This is a genomic window from Arthrobacter tecti (genome assembly GCF_054511355.1).
On record NZ_JBTNCT010000002.1, the window covers coordinates 349,277 to 365,489 of the forward strand.

The 16,213-nt window shown below is 64.4% G+C and carries 20 protein-coding genes and 1 riboswitch; of the genes, 17 read left to right on the forward strand and 3 right to left on the reverse strand.

Annotated elements, in window-relative coordinates:
• The first annotated feature begins 16 nt into the window (after positions 1 to 16).
• Together ACX80C_RS04085 and ACX80C_RS04090 are read left to right on the forward strand one after the other, a co-directional pair.
• Positions 17 to 868, forward strand: coding sequence for a DUF4097 family beta strand repeat-containing protein (locus tag ACX80C_RS04085; protein WP_459324955.1), 852 nt, complete (start codon positions 17 to 19; stop codon positions 866 to 868).
• Positions 868 to 1,488: a PadR family transcriptional regulator gene (locus ACX80C_RS04090; RefSeq protein WP_459324956.1), complete on the forward strand. Its 621-nt coding sequence runs from the start codon at positions 868 to 870 to the stop codon at positions 1,486 to 1,488. Before ACX80C_RS04085 ends, ACX80C_RS04090 begins: the two co-directional genes overlap by 1 nt.
• Before the next feature lie 5 nt (positions 1,489 to 1,493).
• Here ACX80C_RS04090 and ACX80C_RS04095 read toward each other — a convergent pair whose 3' ends face one another.
• The gene (locus ACX80C_RS04095; protein ID WP_459324957.1) at positions 1,494 to 2,465 is read right to left on the reverse strand and encodes a zinc-binding dehydrogenase; all 972 of its coding nucleotides are present in this window, start codon (positions 2,463 to 2,465) and stop codon (positions 1,494 to 1,496) included.
• A 146-nt stretch (positions 2,466 to 2,611) separates the two neighbouring features.
• On the opposite strand from ACX80C_RS04095, the gene ACX80C_RS04100 reads away from it, so the two are divergent.
• Positions 2,612 to 2,686, forward strand: coding sequence for a 50S ribosomal protein bL37 (locus ACX80C_RS04100; RefSeq protein WP_369299106.1), 75 nt, complete (start codon positions 2,612 to 2,614; stop codon positions 2,684 to 2,686).
• Between the two features lie 70 nt (positions 2,687 to 2,756).
• Here ACX80C_RS04100 and rsrA read toward each other — a convergent pair whose 3' ends face one another.
• Together rsrA and ACX80C_RS04110 are read right to left on the reverse strand one after the other, a co-directional pair.
• Entirely contained in the window at positions 2,757 to 3,017 is a 261-nt protein-coding gene (gene rsrA / locus ACX80C_RS04105; protein WP_459324958.1) for a mycothiol system anti-sigma-R factor, read from the reverse strand.
• Entirely contained in the window at positions 3,014 to 3,754 is a 741-nt protein-coding gene (locus tag ACX80C_RS04110; protein WP_459325094.1) for a sigma-70 family RNA polymerase sigma factor, read from the reverse strand. The genes rsrA and ACX80C_RS04110 overlap by 4 nt, the downstream gene beginning before the upstream one ends.
• A gap of 298 nt (positions 3,755 to 4,052) precedes the next feature.
• Between ACX80C_RS04110 and ACX80C_RS04115 the strand changes: the two genes are divergently transcribed.
• The 14 genes from ACX80C_RS04115 to ACX80C_RS04180 all read left to right on the forward strand — a co-directional run bounded on the left by ACX80C_RS04115 (position 4,053) and on the right by ACX80C_RS04180 (position 16,205).
• A complete protein-coding gene (locus ACX80C_RS04115; RefSeq protein WP_459324959.1) occupies positions 4,053 to 4,634 on the forward strand; it encodes a DoxX family protein in 582 nt (193 codons plus the stop codon).
• A gap of 5 nt (positions 4,635 to 4,639) precedes the next feature.
• Positions 4,640 to 5,971, forward strand: coding sequence for a 3-phosphoshikimate 1-carboxyvinyltransferase (aroA, locus tag ACX80C_RS04120; RefSeq protein WP_459324960.1), 1,332 nt, complete (start codon positions 4,640 to 4,642; stop codon positions 5,969 to 5,971).
• Positions 5,968 to 7,089 (forward strand): ribosome small subunit-dependent GTPase A, encoded by a 1,122-nt coding sequence (rsgA, locus tag ACX80C_RS04125; protein WP_459324961.1) that lies wholly within the window; start codon positions 5,968 to 5,970, stop codon positions 7,087 to 7,089. Before aroA ends, rsgA begins: the two co-directional genes overlap by 4 nt.
• Positions 7,090 to 7,254: 165 nt before the next feature.
• Positions 7,255 to 7,458, forward strand: a complete 204-nt coding sequence (locus ACX80C_RS04130; protein ID WP_026545912.1) for a cold-shock protein — start codon at positions 7,255 to 7,257, stop codon at positions 7,456 to 7,458.
• Positions 7,459 to 7,639: 181 nt separating this feature from the next.
• Complete coding sequence (gene hisN / locus ACX80C_RS04135; RefSeq protein ID WP_459324962.1) at positions 7,640 to 8,446, forward strand: histidinol-phosphatase; 807 nt, start codon at positions 7,640 to 7,642, stop codon at positions 8,444 to 8,446.
• Between the two features lie 106 nt (positions 8,447 to 8,552).
• A riboswitch (SAM riboswitch) is annotated at positions 8,553 to 8,668 on the forward strand.
• Positions 8,669 to 8,709: 41 nt separating this feature from the next.
• Complete coding sequence (locus tag ACX80C_RS04140) at positions 8,710 to 10,068, forward strand: aminotransferase class V-fold PLP-dependent enzyme (RefSeq protein ID WP_459324964.1); 1,359 nt, start codon at positions 8,710 to 8,712, stop codon at positions 10,066 to 10,068.
• A 77-nt stretch (positions 10,069 to 10,145) separates the two neighbouring features.
• Positions 10,146 to 10,910 carry a class I SAM-dependent methyltransferase gene (locus tag ACX80C_RS04145; RefSeq protein ID WP_459324965.1) on the forward strand — a complete coding sequence of 255 codons (765 nt, stop codon included), beginning with the start codon at positions 10,146 to 10,148 and terminating at the stop codon, positions 10,908 to 10,910.
• A gap of 46 nt (positions 10,911 to 10,956) precedes the next feature.
• Positions 10,957 to 11,859 carry a metal ABC transporter substrate-binding protein gene (locus tag ACX80C_RS04150; protein ID WP_459324966.1) on the forward strand — a complete coding sequence of 301 codons (903 nt, stop codon included), beginning with the start codon at positions 10,957 to 10,959 and terminating at the stop codon, positions 11,857 to 11,859.
• Complete coding sequence (locus ACX80C_RS04155) at positions 11,856 to 12,638, forward strand: metal ABC transporter ATP-binding protein (RefSeq protein ID WP_459324967.1); 783 nt, start codon at positions 11,856 to 11,858, stop codon at positions 12,636 to 12,638. Before ACX80C_RS04150 ends, ACX80C_RS04155 begins: the two co-directional genes overlap by 4 nt.
• Positions 12,639 to 13,508 carry a metal ABC transporter permease gene (locus ACX80C_RS04160; RefSeq protein WP_459324968.1) on the forward strand — a complete coding sequence of 290 codons (870 nt, stop codon included), beginning with the start codon at positions 12,639 to 12,641 and terminating at the stop codon, positions 13,506 to 13,508. It begins immediately after the preceding gene.
• Between the two features lie 5 nt (positions 13,509 to 13,513).
• On the forward strand, positions 13,514 to 14,239 hold the full coding sequence (locus tag ACX80C_RS04165; protein ID WP_459324969.1) for a metal-dependent transcriptional regulator: 726 nt from the start codon (positions 13,514 to 13,516) through the stop codon (positions 14,237 to 14,239).
• A complete protein-coding gene (locus ACX80C_RS04170; protein WP_459324971.1) occupies positions 14,236 to 14,637 on the forward strand; it encodes a fluoride efflux transporter FluC in 402 nt (133 codons plus the stop codon). The genes ACX80C_RS04165 and ACX80C_RS04170 overlap by 4 nt, the downstream gene beginning before the upstream one ends.
• Complete coding sequence (locus ACX80C_RS04175; protein ID WP_459324972.1) at positions 14,634 to 15,032, forward strand: fluoride efflux transporter FluC; 399 nt, start codon at positions 14,634 to 14,636, stop codon at positions 15,030 to 15,032. The genes ACX80C_RS04170 and ACX80C_RS04175 overlap by 4 nt, the downstream gene beginning before the upstream one ends.
• A 72-nt stretch (positions 15,033 to 15,104) precedes the next feature.
• The gene (locus ACX80C_RS04180) at positions 15,105 to 16,205 is read left to right on the forward strand and encodes a carboxylate-amine ligase (RefSeq protein WP_459324973.1); all 1,101 of its coding nucleotides are present in this window, start codon (positions 15,105 to 15,107) and stop codon (positions 16,203 to 16,205) included.
• Positions 16,206 to 16,213 lie beyond the last annotated feature (8 nt).

A 16,213-nucleotide genomic window follows, 5' to 3' on the forward strand; every position in this document is an offset into this window, starting at 1 on the left:
CTACGAAGGGCACATCATGGAACAGCAACAATGGCAGGTAAGCTCCCCGCAGATCCTGGAGCTCGACGATGTCCGGTCAATCAAGGCCGGGATCATCGCCGGCCGTGTGGATATTCTGGTCCACGACGAACCGGTCACCCGCATTGAGGTGTCCGAAGTGCAAGGCGATCCCATCGACCTGATTCTGAACGACGGCGTGCTTGAGCTCGTCCACACGCCTGGTGCGGCGCGCAGCGGATGGCTGGGATTCACCGGGCAGATTGTCACTGGCAGGACTAAGGAGGCCGCCGTCATCAGTATCGCGGTTCCCGAAGGAACGGCCGTGGCACTGCGCACGGTGAGCGGGGACGGACTGGCCTGTGGCACGCGGGAAACAACACTGGACACTGTCTCCGGCTCGATCATGGCCGATGACACCACCGGGACCCTGCGGGTCAGCACCGTCAGCGGCGAAGCGATCGTCCGGCACCATAGTGGCCATCTCGTCGCCAAAACCGTCTCCGGGGAGGTGACTGCCTCCGGTTACTGCGAGAGTGTCCGCACCAACAGCGTCAGCGGCGGAATCACGCTGGACCTGCTCGGTGAACCGGGTGACCTGATGGCGAAATCCGTGTCCGGTGACCTCACGGTGCGCCTTTCCAGTGAGGTGGGCGTTGACGTATCCGCGACGTCAATTTCGGGAAGCCTGACGGTGAACGATCAAAAGTTCACAGCCCGAGGCAAACATACGCATCGGGAAGCCGGGTCCACAGGGTCCGTCCTGACGGTGCGGGCAAGCTCCGTCTCCGGCGATATCGCGATCTTTCATCACCGTCCCGACTACCTCGCCGGAAACGGCTCCGTCGAGGCGCAGGACGGGGGGCTCTAGTGCCTGCAGTCTTCGCGCACGGTGCGTTGCGCCTCTATCTGCTGGCCCTGCTCGAGGATGGCCCGAAGCACGGGTACGAGATTATCAGGGCGCTGGAGGACCGCTTTGGCGGAACCTACTCCCCCAGTGCAGGCACCATCTACCCGCGCTTGTCGAAGCTGCAGGCTGAAGGACTCGTGTCAACCGAGTCCGAAGGCCGGCGCACCACATATTCCATCACCGCGCACGGGCTTGCGGAGTTGACGGAGCGCAGAGGCGACCTGGCAGACATCGAGGAAGACATCTCAGCCTCAGTGCGTCGTCTGGCTGATGGCCTGCGGGAGGAAATCCGCGCCAACATGCGCGGCCTGAGGGCAGACGTCGCCGCTTCAGCCGAGGCCGCACGACGGTCGGCGCGGCAGGCACGGCAGAGCCAACCACCCTCCAGCGATTCCGGGAATCGTCGGGTCCTCAAGGATCTGGAACAACTCGTCAGCGAGTTCCGCGACGATGTCCGCAGGGATCTGCGACACCACGCGGAGGCGCAGGGCGGAATCAACGACGCCGTCGCCGACACTGTGCGCACGGTACTCCGCCAGGCGCAGTCATCGATCCGGGTCTCTCTGTCCGGTCTGCAGTAAGAACTTCAGTCGGCGTGGTCGAACACGATCTTCCCGAACACTTCTTCGCGGATCATCCGCTCAAAGCCTGTGTGTGCCTCCACGAGGGGATAGACGGAATCCACCTCCGGACGCACGCCCGTGACAGCCAGGAACTGCGCGAGGCGCTGCAGCTCATCCCTTGTGCCCATGGTGGACCCGAGAACCTTCAACTGGAGAAAGAACACCCGGTTGAGATCCGCGGACGGCGCGGGCCCGCTGGTGGCTCCGCAGGCAACCACGGCGCCACCTGGTTTGAGTGCCTTGAGGGAGTGCGACCAGGTGGCTTCCCCGACTGAGTCGAAGACAACATCCACGCGCTCCGGGAGGCGGGCACCGGCGTCGAACGCGTCTGCAGCTCCCAGCGCGCGTGCCTGCTCCTGCTTGCGCGCACTTCGGCTGGTTGCCCATACCCGGAAGCCAGCCGCGCTGCCGAGCGCGATCAGCGCAGTGGCCACGCCTCCACCTGCCCCCTGCACCAGGATCGTGGAACCCGGTGCAGCCGGTGACGTCGTGAAGAGCATCCGGTAGGCGGTGAGCCACGACGTCGGAAGGCAAGCGGCCTCGGAGAAGCTGAGCTCAGGCGGTTTAGGAACGAGGTTCCGGGCCGGCACCCAGACGTAATCCGCCATCGTGCCCGGATAGCGCTCCGACAGGAGCGAACGGCGTGGATCCAGGGTTTCGTCGTCCCGCCAGCCGGGCGAGGAAATCACGCCGTGCACGAGGACCTCATTGCCGTCGTCGTCGATCCCGGCCGCATCGCAGCCCAAGACCATCGGCAGTTTCTCCTTCCCCAGTCCTACTCCGCGCAGCGACCAAAGGTCGTGATGATTCAGCGACGAAGCCAGCACCCGGACCCGGCGGAAATCCTCCGGGACCTCCGGCTCGGGAAGCTCACCGACCCTCAGCCCGGTCAGTGGCGACTCGGGGGAGATCGACTCGGCGTACACTGCGCGCATTGGTGCTCCTTCGCTTCGGGCAATCCTGATGGTTCCGCTGCCATCCTATGCACCGTGCGCATCCTCATCGGCTCATCCGGCGTTTAGGTCGCGGCCGCCCGCATGTGCGAGACTTGACTGCAGTCCAGCTAGGTAAGGAGGCAGCCATGAGCAAGCGTGCACGCAAGCGCCGTGATCGCAAGCGCGGCGGCGCTAACCACGGTAAGCGCCCCAACACCTGACATCACGGTCAAGAACAGAAGAACCCCCGTCCGAAGACGGGGGTTTTTCCATGTCTGACGTGCCTCGCGGTCAGTGGTCCACAGTCTTGATTTGGCTGATCCGGTCCAGAATGCTGGCCTTCAGCGTGGCGGGCGCAACTTCAGTGCAGGACCGCTTGACCACGGAGCGGATAAGGCACTCCAGATCGTGTTCCTGTGCGCACTCCGGGCAATCTTCGAGGTGGTCCTTGATTTCCACCAGGTCCGCATGCGACAAGGCGCCGTCGAGGTACTCGTAGAGCCGCTCGATCCGTGAGTCATCGCAGTTGCCAAGGCTATGGCAGTCGCTCATTTTCCGCTCTCCTGGGTAGTTCCGCCCTTGCCGGCGGAAGCGCGTGCCGGAACATTCATACCGCGCTCGTGCGCGTACTCCGATAGAAGCTCGCGCAGGAGCTTCCGGCCACGGTGCAACCGCGACATGACCGTCCCGATCGGGGTGTTCATGATGTCCGAGATTTCCTTGTACGCGAAGCCCTCCACGTCAGAGAAGTACACAGCCAGGCGGAACTCCTCGGGGATAGCCTGCAGGGCCTGCTTCACGTCGGAGTCCGGCAGGTGGTCGAGCGCCTCAACTTCCGCCGACCGCAACCCGCTTGAGGTGTGTTCGGCCGCCTTTGCCAGCTGCCAGTCCTCAATGGTGTCGGAATGGGACTGCAGGGGCTCGCGCTGCCGCTTGCGGTACAGGTTGATGTATGTGTTGGTGAGGATCCGGTACAGCCATGCTTTCAGGTTGGTTCCCGGTTTGTACTGGTGGAAAGCGGAGAATGCCTTGGTGTAGGCCTCCTGCACCAGGTCCTCGGCGTCAGCAGGATTACGGGCCATCCGCATTGCCGCCGAGTAGAGCTGATCCACGTACTGCATGGCGTCCCGCTCAAACCTCGCTGTCCTTTCGGACTCGGATTCCTTGGACACGTCCAGATGCTCATCTTCGGTTGGGCTGGGCCCGGCCGCGGCTGTGGTATTCATTGCTGCAAAGTCTACGCGTCCGCGAACCTGACGAACCGGCTTCGCGAGCGTTGGGGTGCTCACGCGCAGTTGGCCGACGTTGTCCCTCGTCGATGTTGCAGTACCCAAGATGCTCCTCACCTACGTTGCCGGGCATCGCCCGTCATACACTAGCCATAACGGTGTGCCCTCACGGGATATTCCATGCCCCGCGCCGGCCGGATCGCTGACCGGCGCCTGCTCGATACCTTGCGGGTGCCGACGCCGGATCGCCACGGCGGGCGCAAAAGTGTAAAACTAGACACATTCATCCAGGTTTGTGACTGACTTTGTTCGCATACATAGATCCGGCGCCCTTTGGTGCCGGAAGCCAGGAGGCATTGTGACCCTTGTTCGCGTACTAGCCCGCCCATTGCTTGCCAGCAGCTTCGTCCTCACGGGCGTCGACCGGCTCCGGAACACTGACTCCACCGCTGTCGCCCTCCGCCCTACGCTGGACCGGATCAACAAGATGGTGCCGTCCGCGGCCTCCGCAACAAACAATGAGAAGCGCGTTGCCCAGGTACTTGGCGCAGCTCACCTCGGCGCAGCCGTGATGCTCGGGATCGGCCGTTTTTCGCGGCTCTCAGCGCTGGTGCTCGTCGGAACTTCCGCCCTCAACACGGCCGTGGAGTTCAACAACGCAGACTCGTCCACCCCCGAGTCGCGCAAGGTGCGCCGCAACCAGCTGATCAAGAACCTGTCCCTGATCGGCGCCGTGCTGCTGGCCGCCGTGGACACCAACGGCCGCCCGAGCTGGGCCTGGCGCGCCGAGCATTTCGCAGAGGACGCCCGCCGCAATGCGCTGGTCCTCGGGCATGACACCCGAAAGACCGCGCGCTCGCTGGCGCGGGACACGGAGAAGCGCCTGAAGAAGGCGGAAAAAGCCGTGCGCAAGACTGCCTCCGACGTGGCCGGCCACTAGCCAGTATGAGCGCACCGTCCACAACCCCGTCGACGCAGTTCTGGCCGGCTCCGCATCCCGGCGGTCCGGTGGACGCAACGGTTGAAGTACCGGGCTCGAAGTCACTGACCAACCGTTACCTCATCCTTGCCGCGCTTGCCGACGGGCCGTGCAGGCTGCGCTCCCCGCTACATTCGCGGGATTCCGCCCTGATGGTACGTGCGCTGCGTTCCCTGGGCGCGGTTATTGAGGAGATCGACGGCGAGGGGCCGTTCGGAGCCGACCTGCAGATAACTCCGATCCCCACGGATGCCTCGGGGGATGCAACGGTTGATTGCGGGCTCGCTGGAACCGTGATGCGTTTCGTCCCACCCGTGGCCGCGCTGCGGACCGGGACCACGGCATTCGACGGCGACCAACATGCCCGCCGCCGTCCCATGGGCGCTGTGATCAACGCGCTGCGTGGCCTGGGCGTTGAAGTGCACGATGACGACGGCGCCCTCCCCTTCGCGGTCGCCGGCTACGGCGAAGTAAAGGGCGGCAGGCTGGTCATCGACGCCAGCGCCTCGTCACAGTTCGTCTCCGCGCTGCTCCTGGTCGGCGCACGGTTCACCGAAGGGCTGCACCTCGAGCACGTTGGAAAACCCGTTCCCAGCCTGGACCACATCGCGATGACCGTTGCGGTCCTGCGGGAAGTCGGCGTCATCGTAGACGATTCCGTGCCCAACCACTGGCGGATTGAACCGGGGACGATCAACGCGTTCGACGTCCGGATCGAGCCGGATCTGTCCAACGCCGGTCCCTTCCTGGCGGCAGCCCTTGCAACCGGCGGAACAGTAAGAATGCCGCACTGGCCGGCCACCACCACCCAGGTGGGCGAAAAGTGGCGGAGCATCCTCCCCCAACTGGGTGCCGACGTCGTACTCACTGAAGATTCCACACTCATTGTCCGCGGCACAGGGCGTATAACGGGCGCCGAACTGGCGGACACCAGTGAGCTGGCCCCCACCGTCGCGGCAATCTGTGCACTGGCTCAAACGCCGTCTGTGCTGACCGGCATTGCCCACCTCCGCGGCCATGAGACAGACCGGCTGGCCGCGCTCGTTGCGGAGATCTGCCGGCTGGGCGGTGACGCCGAAGAGACAGTGGACGGCCTGATCATTCGCCCCGCTGAGCTCCACGGCGGGACATTCCACAGCTACGAGGATCACCGCATGGCCACCGCGGGAGCGATCATCGGGCTCGCAGTACCGGGCGTGGAGGTCGAGAATATTGCCACGACCGCGAAGACCATGCCGCAGTTCCCCGAGCTCTGGCAGGCGCTCACCGCGACGGCTGACTCGAGCGGTTCGCGGTGACGCCAGCGGGGTCAAGGCGCGGGCTCTCATCCTGGGATGAATCGGACGTCCGCATCAGACCCAACAAAAAGGGGTCGCGTCCCCGCACCAAGGAGCGACCAGCGCACGAAGACGCCGTCACAGGTCGAATCATCACTGTGGACCGAGGCCGCTACACCGCCGTCGTGGATGAAGACACGCCCACCGAGCGCACAGTAATCGCTGCCCGTGCGCGCGAGTTGCGGCGCTCCCCCGTTGTCGCAGGGGACCTCGTTGCACTGGTGGGCGACGTGACCGGCGAGCCCGATACTCTCGCGCGGCTCGTCCGTATCCATGACCGCGCGACGCTCCTGCGACGCAGCGCCGACGACACCGACCCCGTTGAGCGCGCCGTGGTCGCGAACGCGGACCAACTGGTGATCGTGGTGGCCGCCGCCAATCCGGACCCGCGCACCGGGTTCATCGACCGCGCGCTGGTTGCAGCCTACGACGCCGGCATCCACCCGCTGCTCTGCGTCACCAAGGCGGACCTGTTGGATCCGGCTGAGCTGCTGGCCAATTACGAGCATCTCGACCTGACGATCATCACGAGTCGAACCGCTGCAACGGACGACGCCGTGGAGTCCGTGTCCGACAGCGGCACCTCGGCGCTCCTGGCCTCCGGAGCTATCGAGCAGCTCAGGATCCTCCTCGACGGCAAAGTAAGTGTGCTCCTCGGGCACTCGGGCGTGGGAAAGTCCACTCTCGTGAACGCGCTGACCGGCGCGAATCGGGCTACCGGCGGCGTCAACGCGGTGACCGGCCGCGGTCGGCACACGTCGTCGTCGGCGTTTGCACTGAAAGCGGCCGACGCCGCTGAGGGCACCTGGATCATTGACACCCCTGGAATACGCTCGTTCGGACTCGCACATGTGCAGCCGGACCGCATCCTCGCCGCTTTTCCCGACCTCGAGCCCGGGACCCAGGACTGCGAACGTGGCTGCCGCCACGACGAGGCAGCGGTGAACTGTGGACTGGACGACTGGGTCGCGGGCGGATACGCGGGCGAGTCCGGTCCGGTCCGCCTTGCATCCCTCAGGCGGCTGCTTGGAGCCGGTACGGAACCGGCGCGGGACACGAAGGAACTGGGTACACACTAAGGTGCCTGTTTTTCCTGCTAGACTGAACGAAGTTGTTGTGTTGCGCACTAATTTTTAAGCCTTGATTTCTCTCCGGAGTTCGAAAGCTTTCTTGACAGGCGAAAGAACACCGCGACAGGAACCCCGAAGTACGGGGGGATCCTCACACTCAAGGAATAGAAAAAAATGGCTACAGGTACAGTCAAGTGGTTTAACGCTGAAAAGGGCTTTGGATTCATTGCTCCTGACGACGGCGGCGCTGACGTTTTCGCACACTTCTCCGCGATCAACTCGGGCGGCTTCCGCTCACTCGAAGAGAACCAGAAGGTCAGCTTCGAGACCACCCAGGGCCCCAAGGGTCCGCAGGCTGAGAACATCTCCGTTCTTTAAGAGATCCGTTCTCTAAGAGATCCGTTCTTTAGTCTTTAGCAGTATTTCAGAAGGGCACCGGCCGTTTGGTCCGGTGCCCTTCTGGCGTTAACCGCTTGTCCCATTGTCCGCCGTCGCCACACGATTACCGATGGCACTCCGCTCCCGGATGGCGCCCGTCCCACACGATAGGTTGAGAAGTATGAACCTCCAGAGCTACAACGATGACCTGCGCCTTGCCCACGTGATGGCGGACTCGGTGGATGACCAGACCATGTCCCGATTCAAGGCCCAGGATCTGTCGGTGGAGACAAAACCGGACTTCACGCCGGTCACTGACGCCGACAAGTCTGCCGAGGAAGCGATCCGCGGGCAGCTCTCGCGCGCCCGTCCGCGCGATGCAGTGCTCGGGGAGGAGTTCGGAAGCAGCGGTGCGGGCTCGCGGCGCTGGATCATCGACCCCATCGACGGCACCAAGAACTTCGTGCGCGGCGTTCCGGTATGGGCAACGCTCATTGCCCTCGTCGATGAAGGCCGCCCCGTGGTCGGCGTCGTCAGTGCGCCGGCCCTTGGCAAGCGCTGGTGGGCGGCAACCGGCACGGGTGCGTTCATGGGGAAGTCGCTCGCTGCGGCCACCCGGCTGCGGGTGTCCAATGTGTCGCGGCTGGAAGACGCATCCCTGTCCTACTCGAATCTTTCCGGCTGGCGGGAACGTGGCAACTTTGATGAGTTCGTGTCGCTCACCGATTCGGTCTGGCGCACACGCGCCTACGGCGACTTCTGGTCCTACTGCCTCGTCGCCGAGGGTGCGGTGGATATCGCGTGCGAACCGGAATTGAACCTGTACGACATGGCCGCGCTCGTGCCGATCGTCACGGAGGCTGGAGGCCGCTTCACCTCTCTTGAAGGCTCGGACGGTCCGTTCGGCGGCAATGCGCTGGCAACGAACAGCACGCTGCACAATGAGGTCCTGAAGAAACTCAACCCCGCCCTCGACGACCTTCTGTAGGCCTCCTGCGCCGGATAGCGCCGTATCAGGCGCAACGGATTCGCCGTCTGTAACCCTGTAACAATGCTGCAGGACTGCTCCACCCTGCCCTATGCTGAAACACATTGGTCACGAGTGCCAGCGTAAAACCCCGGTTTGCTGGCCGGCAACCCTCCTTCCGCGGTGGGGTGCCCCGGGTGACGACCAGGCCGCACCAGAAAAATGATGCGGCAAGCGCGGAACCCCTGAACGGCGGTTCCCTGAGACCACTGTGGGGTTACTCCATGAGCAACGCAATCCTTGACCAGACAACCCTGGTGTCCGCCAGCCCCCTCGCTCCGGTGCTTGGCGGGGAGCTGCCGGCTCCGCTGATCGACGGCACCACCGTGCGCTACGTGAACCTGGACTACGCGGCGTCGGCGCCGGCGCTCCAGGAGGTCAGCGACTACGTCCAGAGCGTGCTGCCTTACTACGCGAGCGTCCATCGGGGTGCGGGCTACGCTTCACAGATATCTACATCGCTATATGAGAACGCCCGCAGGATTGTCCGGGAATTCGTGGGCGGACGCACTGATGACGCCGTCATCTTCACGCGGAACACCACAGATTCCCTGAACCTGCTCGCCGGATGCGTGCCGGGCGAGGGCGAAGTCCTCTACCTCGACCTCGAGCACCACGCCAACCTTCTCCCCTGGCTTCAGCGGCCGCACCGCAGCGTCACAGCCGCCGGCACCGTGGATGCCACCATCGCAGCGCTCGAGCGGGAACTCGCCGCCGGCGGGATCAACCTGCTCGCGGTGACGGGGGCTTCCAACGTTACCGGTGAGGTTCTTCCCATCGGGCGGCTCGCTGAGATCGCCCACGCTCATGGCGCGAGGATCGTCGTGGACGCGGCACAGCTCGCTCCGCACCGGCGGTTGGATGTGTCCGGGGATTCGATCGACTACGTCGCCTTCTCCGGCCACAAGCTCTATGCGCCCTACGGTGCGGGTGTGCTGGTCGGCAGGCCGGACTGGCTCGACGCCGGAACCCCGCATCTGGCCGGCGGCGGAGCCGTAAAGACGGTCAGGGTGGACTCCGTGTCATGGGCAACCGGTCCTGCCCGTCATGAGGGCGGCTCGCCGAACGTTTTGGGGGCTGCTGCGCTCGCCCACGCAACGCAGGTGATCTCAGGGCTCAGCGAAGCGGACTGGCAGCGCCATGAGGGTGAACTCCGCGCCGCGCTCATCGATGGCTTGTCGGATCTACCGGAGGTTACCGTGCACCGCATCTTCTCGGAGGAGACCGACGCCATCGGTGTGGTCAACTTCTCCGTGAACGGTTACGACGCGGGTCTGGTTGCCGCTTACCTGTCCGCTGAACACGGGATCGGCCTCCGCGACGGCAAGTTCTGCGCCCATCCGCTGCTCAAGCGCCTCGGCCTGCCTTCGGGGTCGCTGCGGGCGAGTTTCGGGCTGGGATCGCGGCAGGACGACGTCGAACGGCTCCTCGGCGGATTGCGTGCCCTGATCTCCAACGGGCTTGGGACCGACTACGTGGTCGATCAGGGCCGCTGGGTCCCTGCCGTGGAGACCCGCAACTTCCCCGAGTGGGCTCCGCATACGCCCGGTACCGCCGGCGCGGCCCCGTGCACCACGGACTAGGCACATAGCGGTCACCGCGGCGCAGTCCGGTGCTTTAATTATTGGGTCCCACACCCGCACGCGAGGAGCTCACCACTATGGTTCCTGGAGGTCCGCGCCTCGCCGCGCACCGCCGTCGTGCACTTGCTCGTGGGTATCTGCAGGACGGCGAGCGCTATGACCGGGTGCGTCCGGGCTACCCGGGAGATTGCGTCGACTGGCTTGTTCCGGCCTCAGCGGTTCGGGCAGCTGACATCGGCGCTGGAACGGGCAAATTCACCGAAGAGCTCGTGCGTCGCTGCGGCGAGGTTGTGGCGGTGGACCCGTCGGCAGACATGCTGGCGGTGCTATCGCGCAGCCTGCCGGAAGTGCGCACTGTTGAGGGTACCGCCGAGTCCACCGGGTTGCCTGCCTCAAGTGCCGATGTGGTGACCATCGCCCAGGCGTGGCACTGGTGCGATCCGGCGGAGACCGTTGAAGAAGCTGCCCGGATCCTCACCCCGAAAGGTGTGCTTGCCCTGGTCTGGAACCAACTGGACGTTTCAGTGCCGTGGGTGCACCGGCTTTCCCGCATCATGCACGCCGGTGATGTCTTCCGTCCCAGCTACCGGCCGCTGCTCGGCGCGCGCTTCACGGCGCCCGAGTCGAGGGTCTTCGCGTGGACCCAACTGTTATCAGCGTCGGACGTCGTTGAGCTTGCGCGCTCACGAAGTTACTACCAGAACGCTTCCGTTTCCACCCGGGCCAGGGTCGACGAGAACCTGCGTTGGTACCTCCACGAACACCTCGGCCACCCGCGGAACGTGACCCTCGAGCTGCCGTACCTGACGTACGCGTGGAGGGCGACGCACTCTTCGTCCTAGACGGCCACAGCTGGCGCCGGAACGCGCTTAGCGGTATGTTTTAGGCATGCCGAAATTTCGTCTTACGGTACTCCTTATCGTGATGACACTCGTGGTCGCCTCATGCGGGTCCCCCACTGTGCAGCGCGCAAGCGGGGAGGAAGATCCCCGCCCTATGGTGCTTACCACTTTTTCGGTGCTGGCAGACCTCACGCGCACTGTGGCGGGCAACCACATCCGCGTCGATTCCATTACCAAGGTGGGTACGGAAATCCACGGATACGAACCTACGCCGTCAGACCTGATCAATGCCCAGGACGCAGACCTCATCCTCGACAACGGATTCGGTCTGGAGCGTTGGTTCGAGCGGTTCGTCCTGTCTGTGGATGCACCCCATGTGGTGCTTTCCGACGGCGTCGAGCCTGTCGACATCCGGTCCGGGGACTACAGCGGGCTGCCAAATCCGCACGCCTGGATGTCCCCCAAAGCTGCACAGGTGTACGTGGACAACATCGTCCGTGCCCTCTCCGACCTTGATCCGGCGCATTCAGCAGAGTTCGCTGCGAACGGGCAGGCACTGAAGGAGGAACTCGAGAGCTTGCTTGATCACCTGCGCACCTCCCTGGCCGACAGCGGAGCCCTGGTGACCTGCGAGGGTGCATTTTCGTATCTAGCGCGGGATGCCGGACTTGCTGAAGCATTCATCTGGCCCGTCAACTCCGACAATGAGGGGACTCCTCGGCAGATCAAGGACGTCATCACCTTCGTCGAGGAACACAATGTGCCCACCGTCTTTTGTGAATCCACCGTGAACCCTTCAGCACAGCAACAGGTCGCCAACGCAACCGGGGCAGAACTGGCCGGCCCGCTGTACGTCGATTCGCTCTCTGGACCGGATGGCCCGGTGCCGACTTTTCTCGACCTGCTGCGCTACGACATCAACCTCATCATCGAAGGACTGACGCGATGACCACACGTACCTCCTCTCCCCCGGCTGCTGCGATCAGCGTGCGGCAACTGAACGTCCATTACGACGGCGTGGTGGCACTCGACGCGGTCGACTTCACCCTGGAGCGCGGCCAGGTCTGTGGGCTCATCGGTGTCAACGGCTCCGGTAAATCGACGCTCTTCAAGTCGCTGATGGGGCTCGTTGTCCCACAACGTGGCACCGTGTCGCTCTTCGGTCGCGCACATGCCGCCGCGAGGAAGGAGAAGCTGGTTGCCTACGTTCCGCAGTCCGAGGACGTGGACTGGAATTTTCCCGTCTCGGTGGGCGACGTCGTCATGATGGGACGCTACGCCCACATGGGGCCCGTCCGGCGGGCCTCCCGTGCAGATCGGTCCGCAGTGGACCACGCCCTGGACAGAGTCGGCCTGACGGAGCTGCGCCACCGCCAGATCGGAGAGTTATCCGGGGGGCAAAAGAAGCGCGCCTTCGTGGCGCGCGGCATCGCCCAGGACGCACAGCTCCTGTTGCTCGACGAACCCTTCGCCGGTGTGGACAAAGCCAGCGAGGCCACCCTGGTGACCCTGTTGCGGGAATTGAAGGAAGAGGGCCGCACCGTACTGGTATCAACGCACGACCTCGCTGGAATCCCACAGCTGTGTGACCGCGCGATCCTCCTGCACCACAGCATCCTTGCCGAAGGGGTGCCTGCCGACGTCCTGACCCATGAGAACCTTGCTCTGGCATTCGGGACTGCGGGAAGTGCCGCTGTCGCACCCTCTCCTGAGCGGCGAGGAGCATAAATGGACCCCGTCTCCTTTCTCCTGGAGCCCCTCCAGTACGGCTTCCTTACCCGAGCGCTGGTTGTCACGCTGGCGGCGGCCATCGTTGCGTCGGTCCTGTCCTGTTGGCTGATCCTGATGGGGTGGTCGCTGATGGGCGACGCCGTATCCCACGCGGTACTGCCGGGCGTAGCCCTCGCCTACATCGTCGGAGTTCCGTTCTCGCTGGGAGCTTTCGTGTTCGGTGCAGGTGCCGTCGCGTTGATCGGTGCGGTCAAGTCCACCACCAAGCTGAAGTCCGACACGGTGATCGGCGTAGTCTTCACCGCACTGTTTGCCGTAGGGCTGGCGATCGTTTCGCGCACGCCGTCGCAAGTTGACCTCATGCACATCCTGTTCGGGAACGTGCTCGGTGTGACGGACGGCGAGCTCTGGCAAGTACTCATCCTCGGTGCGCTGACCCTTGCGATTGTGCTGTTCAAACGCCGTGACCTCACCCTCTTCGCGTTCGACCGCACTCACGCGCACGTCATCGGTCTCAACACCCGGCTGCTCAGTGCGCTGCTGCTCGGCCTGTTGGCCCTCAGTGTGGTCGTCGGGTTGCAGGCCGTCGGTATTATTCTCGTTGTGGCGATGCTCATTACTCCTGGTGCCACGGCATTCCTCCTCACCCGGAGCTTCGACAGGATGCTGCTGCTTGCTGCGACAATCACGGCTGCGGCCTCCGTGGGTGGGATTTATGCAAGCTACTACCTGGACATTTCTCCAGGTGCCGCCGTGGTGCTCGCCCAGGCCCTGGTCTTCGCAGTGGTCTATCTGGTCGCGCCGAGAACCGGGCTGGCTGCCCAATTCGCCCGACGACGGCGGCCTGCCACCAGCCAGGAGGCGTAACCGACATGGCACCCAAGGCAAGCGCTCTCGGCATCGACTCCACTAGCGTCCAGGACTACGTGAAAACCATCTATGCCCTCTCGGAGTGGCATGATGCGCCCGTGACATCATCAAGGCTGGCTGCCAGGCTGGGGGTCGCAAACTCCTCGGTCTCGGAGATGATCAGGAAACTCGACGACCTCGGCCTGGTGCGCCACGAGCCCTACCGTCCGGTCGAACTCACCGCCGGGGGCCACCGCCTTGCGCTGGCGATGGTTCGGCGGCACCGCCTCCTGGAAACGTTCCTGGTCCGCGAGCTCGGCTATCGTTGGGACGAAGTACACGATGAAGCGGAACTGCTGGAGCACACTGTCTCCGACACCTTCATTGACCGGCTCGACGCAAAACTGGGCTGCCCTGCCGCGGATCCGCACGGCGATCCGATTCCCACTGCGGATGGATCCATCACACTGCCGGATGCTCTTCCGCTGAACCGGCTCGACGACGGCCATTCCGGCCGGGTGGCGAGGATCAGCGACGAGAACCCCAGTCTGCTCAGATTCCTGGCAAGCGAGCAGATCGGTATCGGATCCCCCGTCACCGTGCTGCAGCGCAAACCGTTCGGCGGATCGCTGCAGGCGCGGGTCGACATCGGCCACAGTACCCGTGAACTGGACCTGGGCGACGAACTGACCGGCGCCATCTGGATCGAGTCCGTGGGCAAGCACGCAGGTTGCAGCCTGGTTCCATGAGCAGGCCTCTGCCGAGGCGTTCGGGTCTGACCTCGTGGAGAACCTGGACCGCCGTCGCCGTCGGCGCGTTCATCGGAACCGAGATGCGCTACCTGTTGGTGCTGCTCGTGCCGGAGCCGGCCGGTACCTTCCCGTGGAACACGCTCAGCATCAACGTACTGGGTAGCCTCCTGCTCGGGTGGCTGACCGGACTCTGGGGAACCAGATCAGGGCCACCGCGTTGGCTCCAGGCCGGCCTCGGCCCCGGCCTCCTGGGCTCCTTCACCACCTTCTCCGCGGTGGCGCTCGTCAGTGTGCTCGAGACTGAACTGCTCGTTCCCTACCTGGGGCTCTCCTTGCTCCTCGGCCTCGCTGCGGCCGCCGCCGGCGTGATCCTGGGGCAGCGGAGCGGCGCATGATCACCGCGCTGCTCGTCGGACTGGCGGGAACGGCCGGCGCGCTCCTTCGGTACGGAACCGACGCCGGAACCGAGGCATACCGCGCACGACGACGACAGCCACCGCAGCGCGATGTTCCGTTTCCTGCCGGCACACTCATTGTCAACGCTGTTGGTTCCCTGATCATCGGCCTGTGCTGGGGCATGCTCCGCGAAGCACGGCTGGAGATTGACCAGTACAACATCCTTGCCGTGGGATTCGCCGGCGGCCTGACCACCTTCAGCACACTCAGTGTCGCGGCTGTCACCCTATGGCGAGACGGACGGGTGGGTGCCGCCGTCGTCCATGTGACTGGAAACCTTGTCTTGGGGCTAAGCGCCGCAGGGCTGGGACTGAGGCTGGTTGGCGCTCTGTGACGAGCCGTTCCCGTCACGACCGCGGTCCTGCCTACACTGGGAGCGATCCGAACGGCCACGGAAAGGCACCACATGACCACGCTGGGAATTGAAGAAGAGTACCTCCTGCTCGACCCCGTCTCAGGCCTGCCCGTCTTCAATGCCACCGAGGTCCAGGAATTGCTCGAATCCGGAGACACAGTCACTGGAGAGGACATCCAGCGGGAGCTGCTCAGCTGCCAGATCGAGACAGCGACCCCGGTCTGCGAAACGCTCACCGAGGCCGAGGAATCACTGCTGAACTTCCGCCGCCAGCTCTCGGCTGCAGCCCGTAAAGCCGGAGTCCGCGCTTCCGGCACAGCGACCGCCCCGCGCATCGAGGAAGGCTACCCCCAACTCACCGACAAGCAGCGCTACCACGAGCTCAAATCAAGCGCCCGGGGCATCGTCGCGGACCAATTCGTCAACGGGCTTCACGTGCACGTCGGGATTCCTGACAAGGAAACCGGCGTCCAGGCACTCAACCGCATCCGCATCTGGCTGCCCATCATCACGGCACTAAGTACAAACTCCCCGTACTGGCTGGACCGCGACAGCGGGTTCGCCAGCTGGAGGACCGTTCATTACCGCCGCTGGCCGGTTCAGGGCTGCCCGCCGATCTTCGCGGACACCGAGGATTACGAGCGGCGGATCCAGCGCCTGGTGGACACCGGCGTCATTATCGACCGGGGCGTACTCACCTGGGTTGCGCGCCTCTCGGACCACTACCCCACCCTGGAGGTCCGGACCGCGGATGCCCAGCTTGAGGCACAGGACTCCGTGCTGCTTGCCGGGCTGATTCGCGGACTCGTGAGCACCGCCGTGCAGGAAGCGTTGGACTGCGTACCGTATCCGGATCCTGACCCGGAACTGCTCGACGCCGCGCAGTGGCAGGCGGCGCGCCAGGGGCTGGGCGACGTCGTCGTCAATCCGCTGACCGGCAAGCTGGTGCCGGCAAGGGAGCAGGTAGATCGCCTGCTTGAGCACATCGGTCCGGCGCTCGACGACGCGGGGGACACGCATTGGATCCAGAGCGGGCTGAAAACCGCCTGGGAGCGCGGGACGGGCGCTGAGCGCCAGCGGCGGGCGATGCAACAGAGCGGCATGACCGGGCTGATCGACCTGTACACGGAAACACTGATCGCCGAGCGATAGCCCCAACG

Coding starts and splice junctions, on each gene's coding strand:
- ACX80C_RS04085 (WP_459324955.1), top strand. CDS start 17: ATGGAACAGCAACAATGGCAGGTAAGCTCCCCGCAGATCCTGGAGCTC.
- ACX80C_RS04095 (WP_459324957.1), bottom strand. CDS start 2,465: ATGCGCGCAGTGTACGCCGAGTCGATCTCCCCCGAGTCGCCACTGACC.
- rsrA (WP_459324958.1), bottom strand. CDS start 3,017: ATGAGCGACTGCCATAGCCTTGGCAACTGCGATGACTCACGGATCGAG.
- aroA (WP_459324960.1), top strand. CDS start 4,640: ATGAGCGCACCGTCCACAACCCCGTCGACGCAGTTCTGGCCGGCTCCG.
- ACX80C_RS04130 (WP_026545912.1), top strand. CDS start 7,255: ATGGCTACAGGTACAGTCAAGTGGTTTAACGCTGAAAAGGGCTTTGGA.
- hisN (WP_459324962.1), top strand. CDS start 7,640: ATGAACCTCCAGAGCTACAACGATGACCTGCGCCTTGCCCACGTGATG.
- ACX80C_RS04140 (WP_459324964.1), top strand. CDS start 8,710: ATGAGCAACGCAATCCTTGACCAGACAACCCTGGTGTCCGCCAGCCCC.
- ACX80C_RS04145 (WP_459324965.1), top strand. CDS start 10,146: ATGGTTCCTGGAGGTCCGCGCCTCGCCGCGCACCGCCGTCGTGCACTT.
- ACX80C_RS04150 (WP_459324966.1), top strand. CDS start 10,957: ATGCCGAAATTTCGTCTTACGGTACTCCTTATCGTGATGACACTCGTG.
- ACX80C_RS04155 (WP_459324967.1), top strand. CDS start 11,856: ATGACCACACGTACCTCCTCTCCCCCGGCTGCTGCGATCAGCGTGCGG.
- ACX80C_RS04160 (WP_459324968.1), top strand. CDS start 12,639: ATGGACCCCGTCTCCTTTCTCCTGGAGCCCCTCCAGTACGGCTTCCTT.
- ACX80C_RS04165 (WP_459324969.1), top strand. CDS start 13,514: ATGGCACCCAAGGCAAGCGCTCTCGGCATCGACTCCACTAGCGTCCAG.
- ACX80C_RS04170 (WP_459324971.1), top strand. CDS start 14,236: ATGAGCAGGCCTCTGCCGAGGCGTTCGGGTCTGACCTCGTGGAGAACC.
- ACX80C_RS04175 (WP_459324972.1), top strand. CDS start 14,634: ATGATCACCGCGCTGCTCGTCGGACTGGCGGGAACGGCCGGCGCGCTC.
- ACX80C_RS04180 (WP_459324973.1), top strand. CDS start 15,105: ATGACCACGCTGGGAATTGAAGAAGAGTACCTCCTGCTCGACCCCGTC.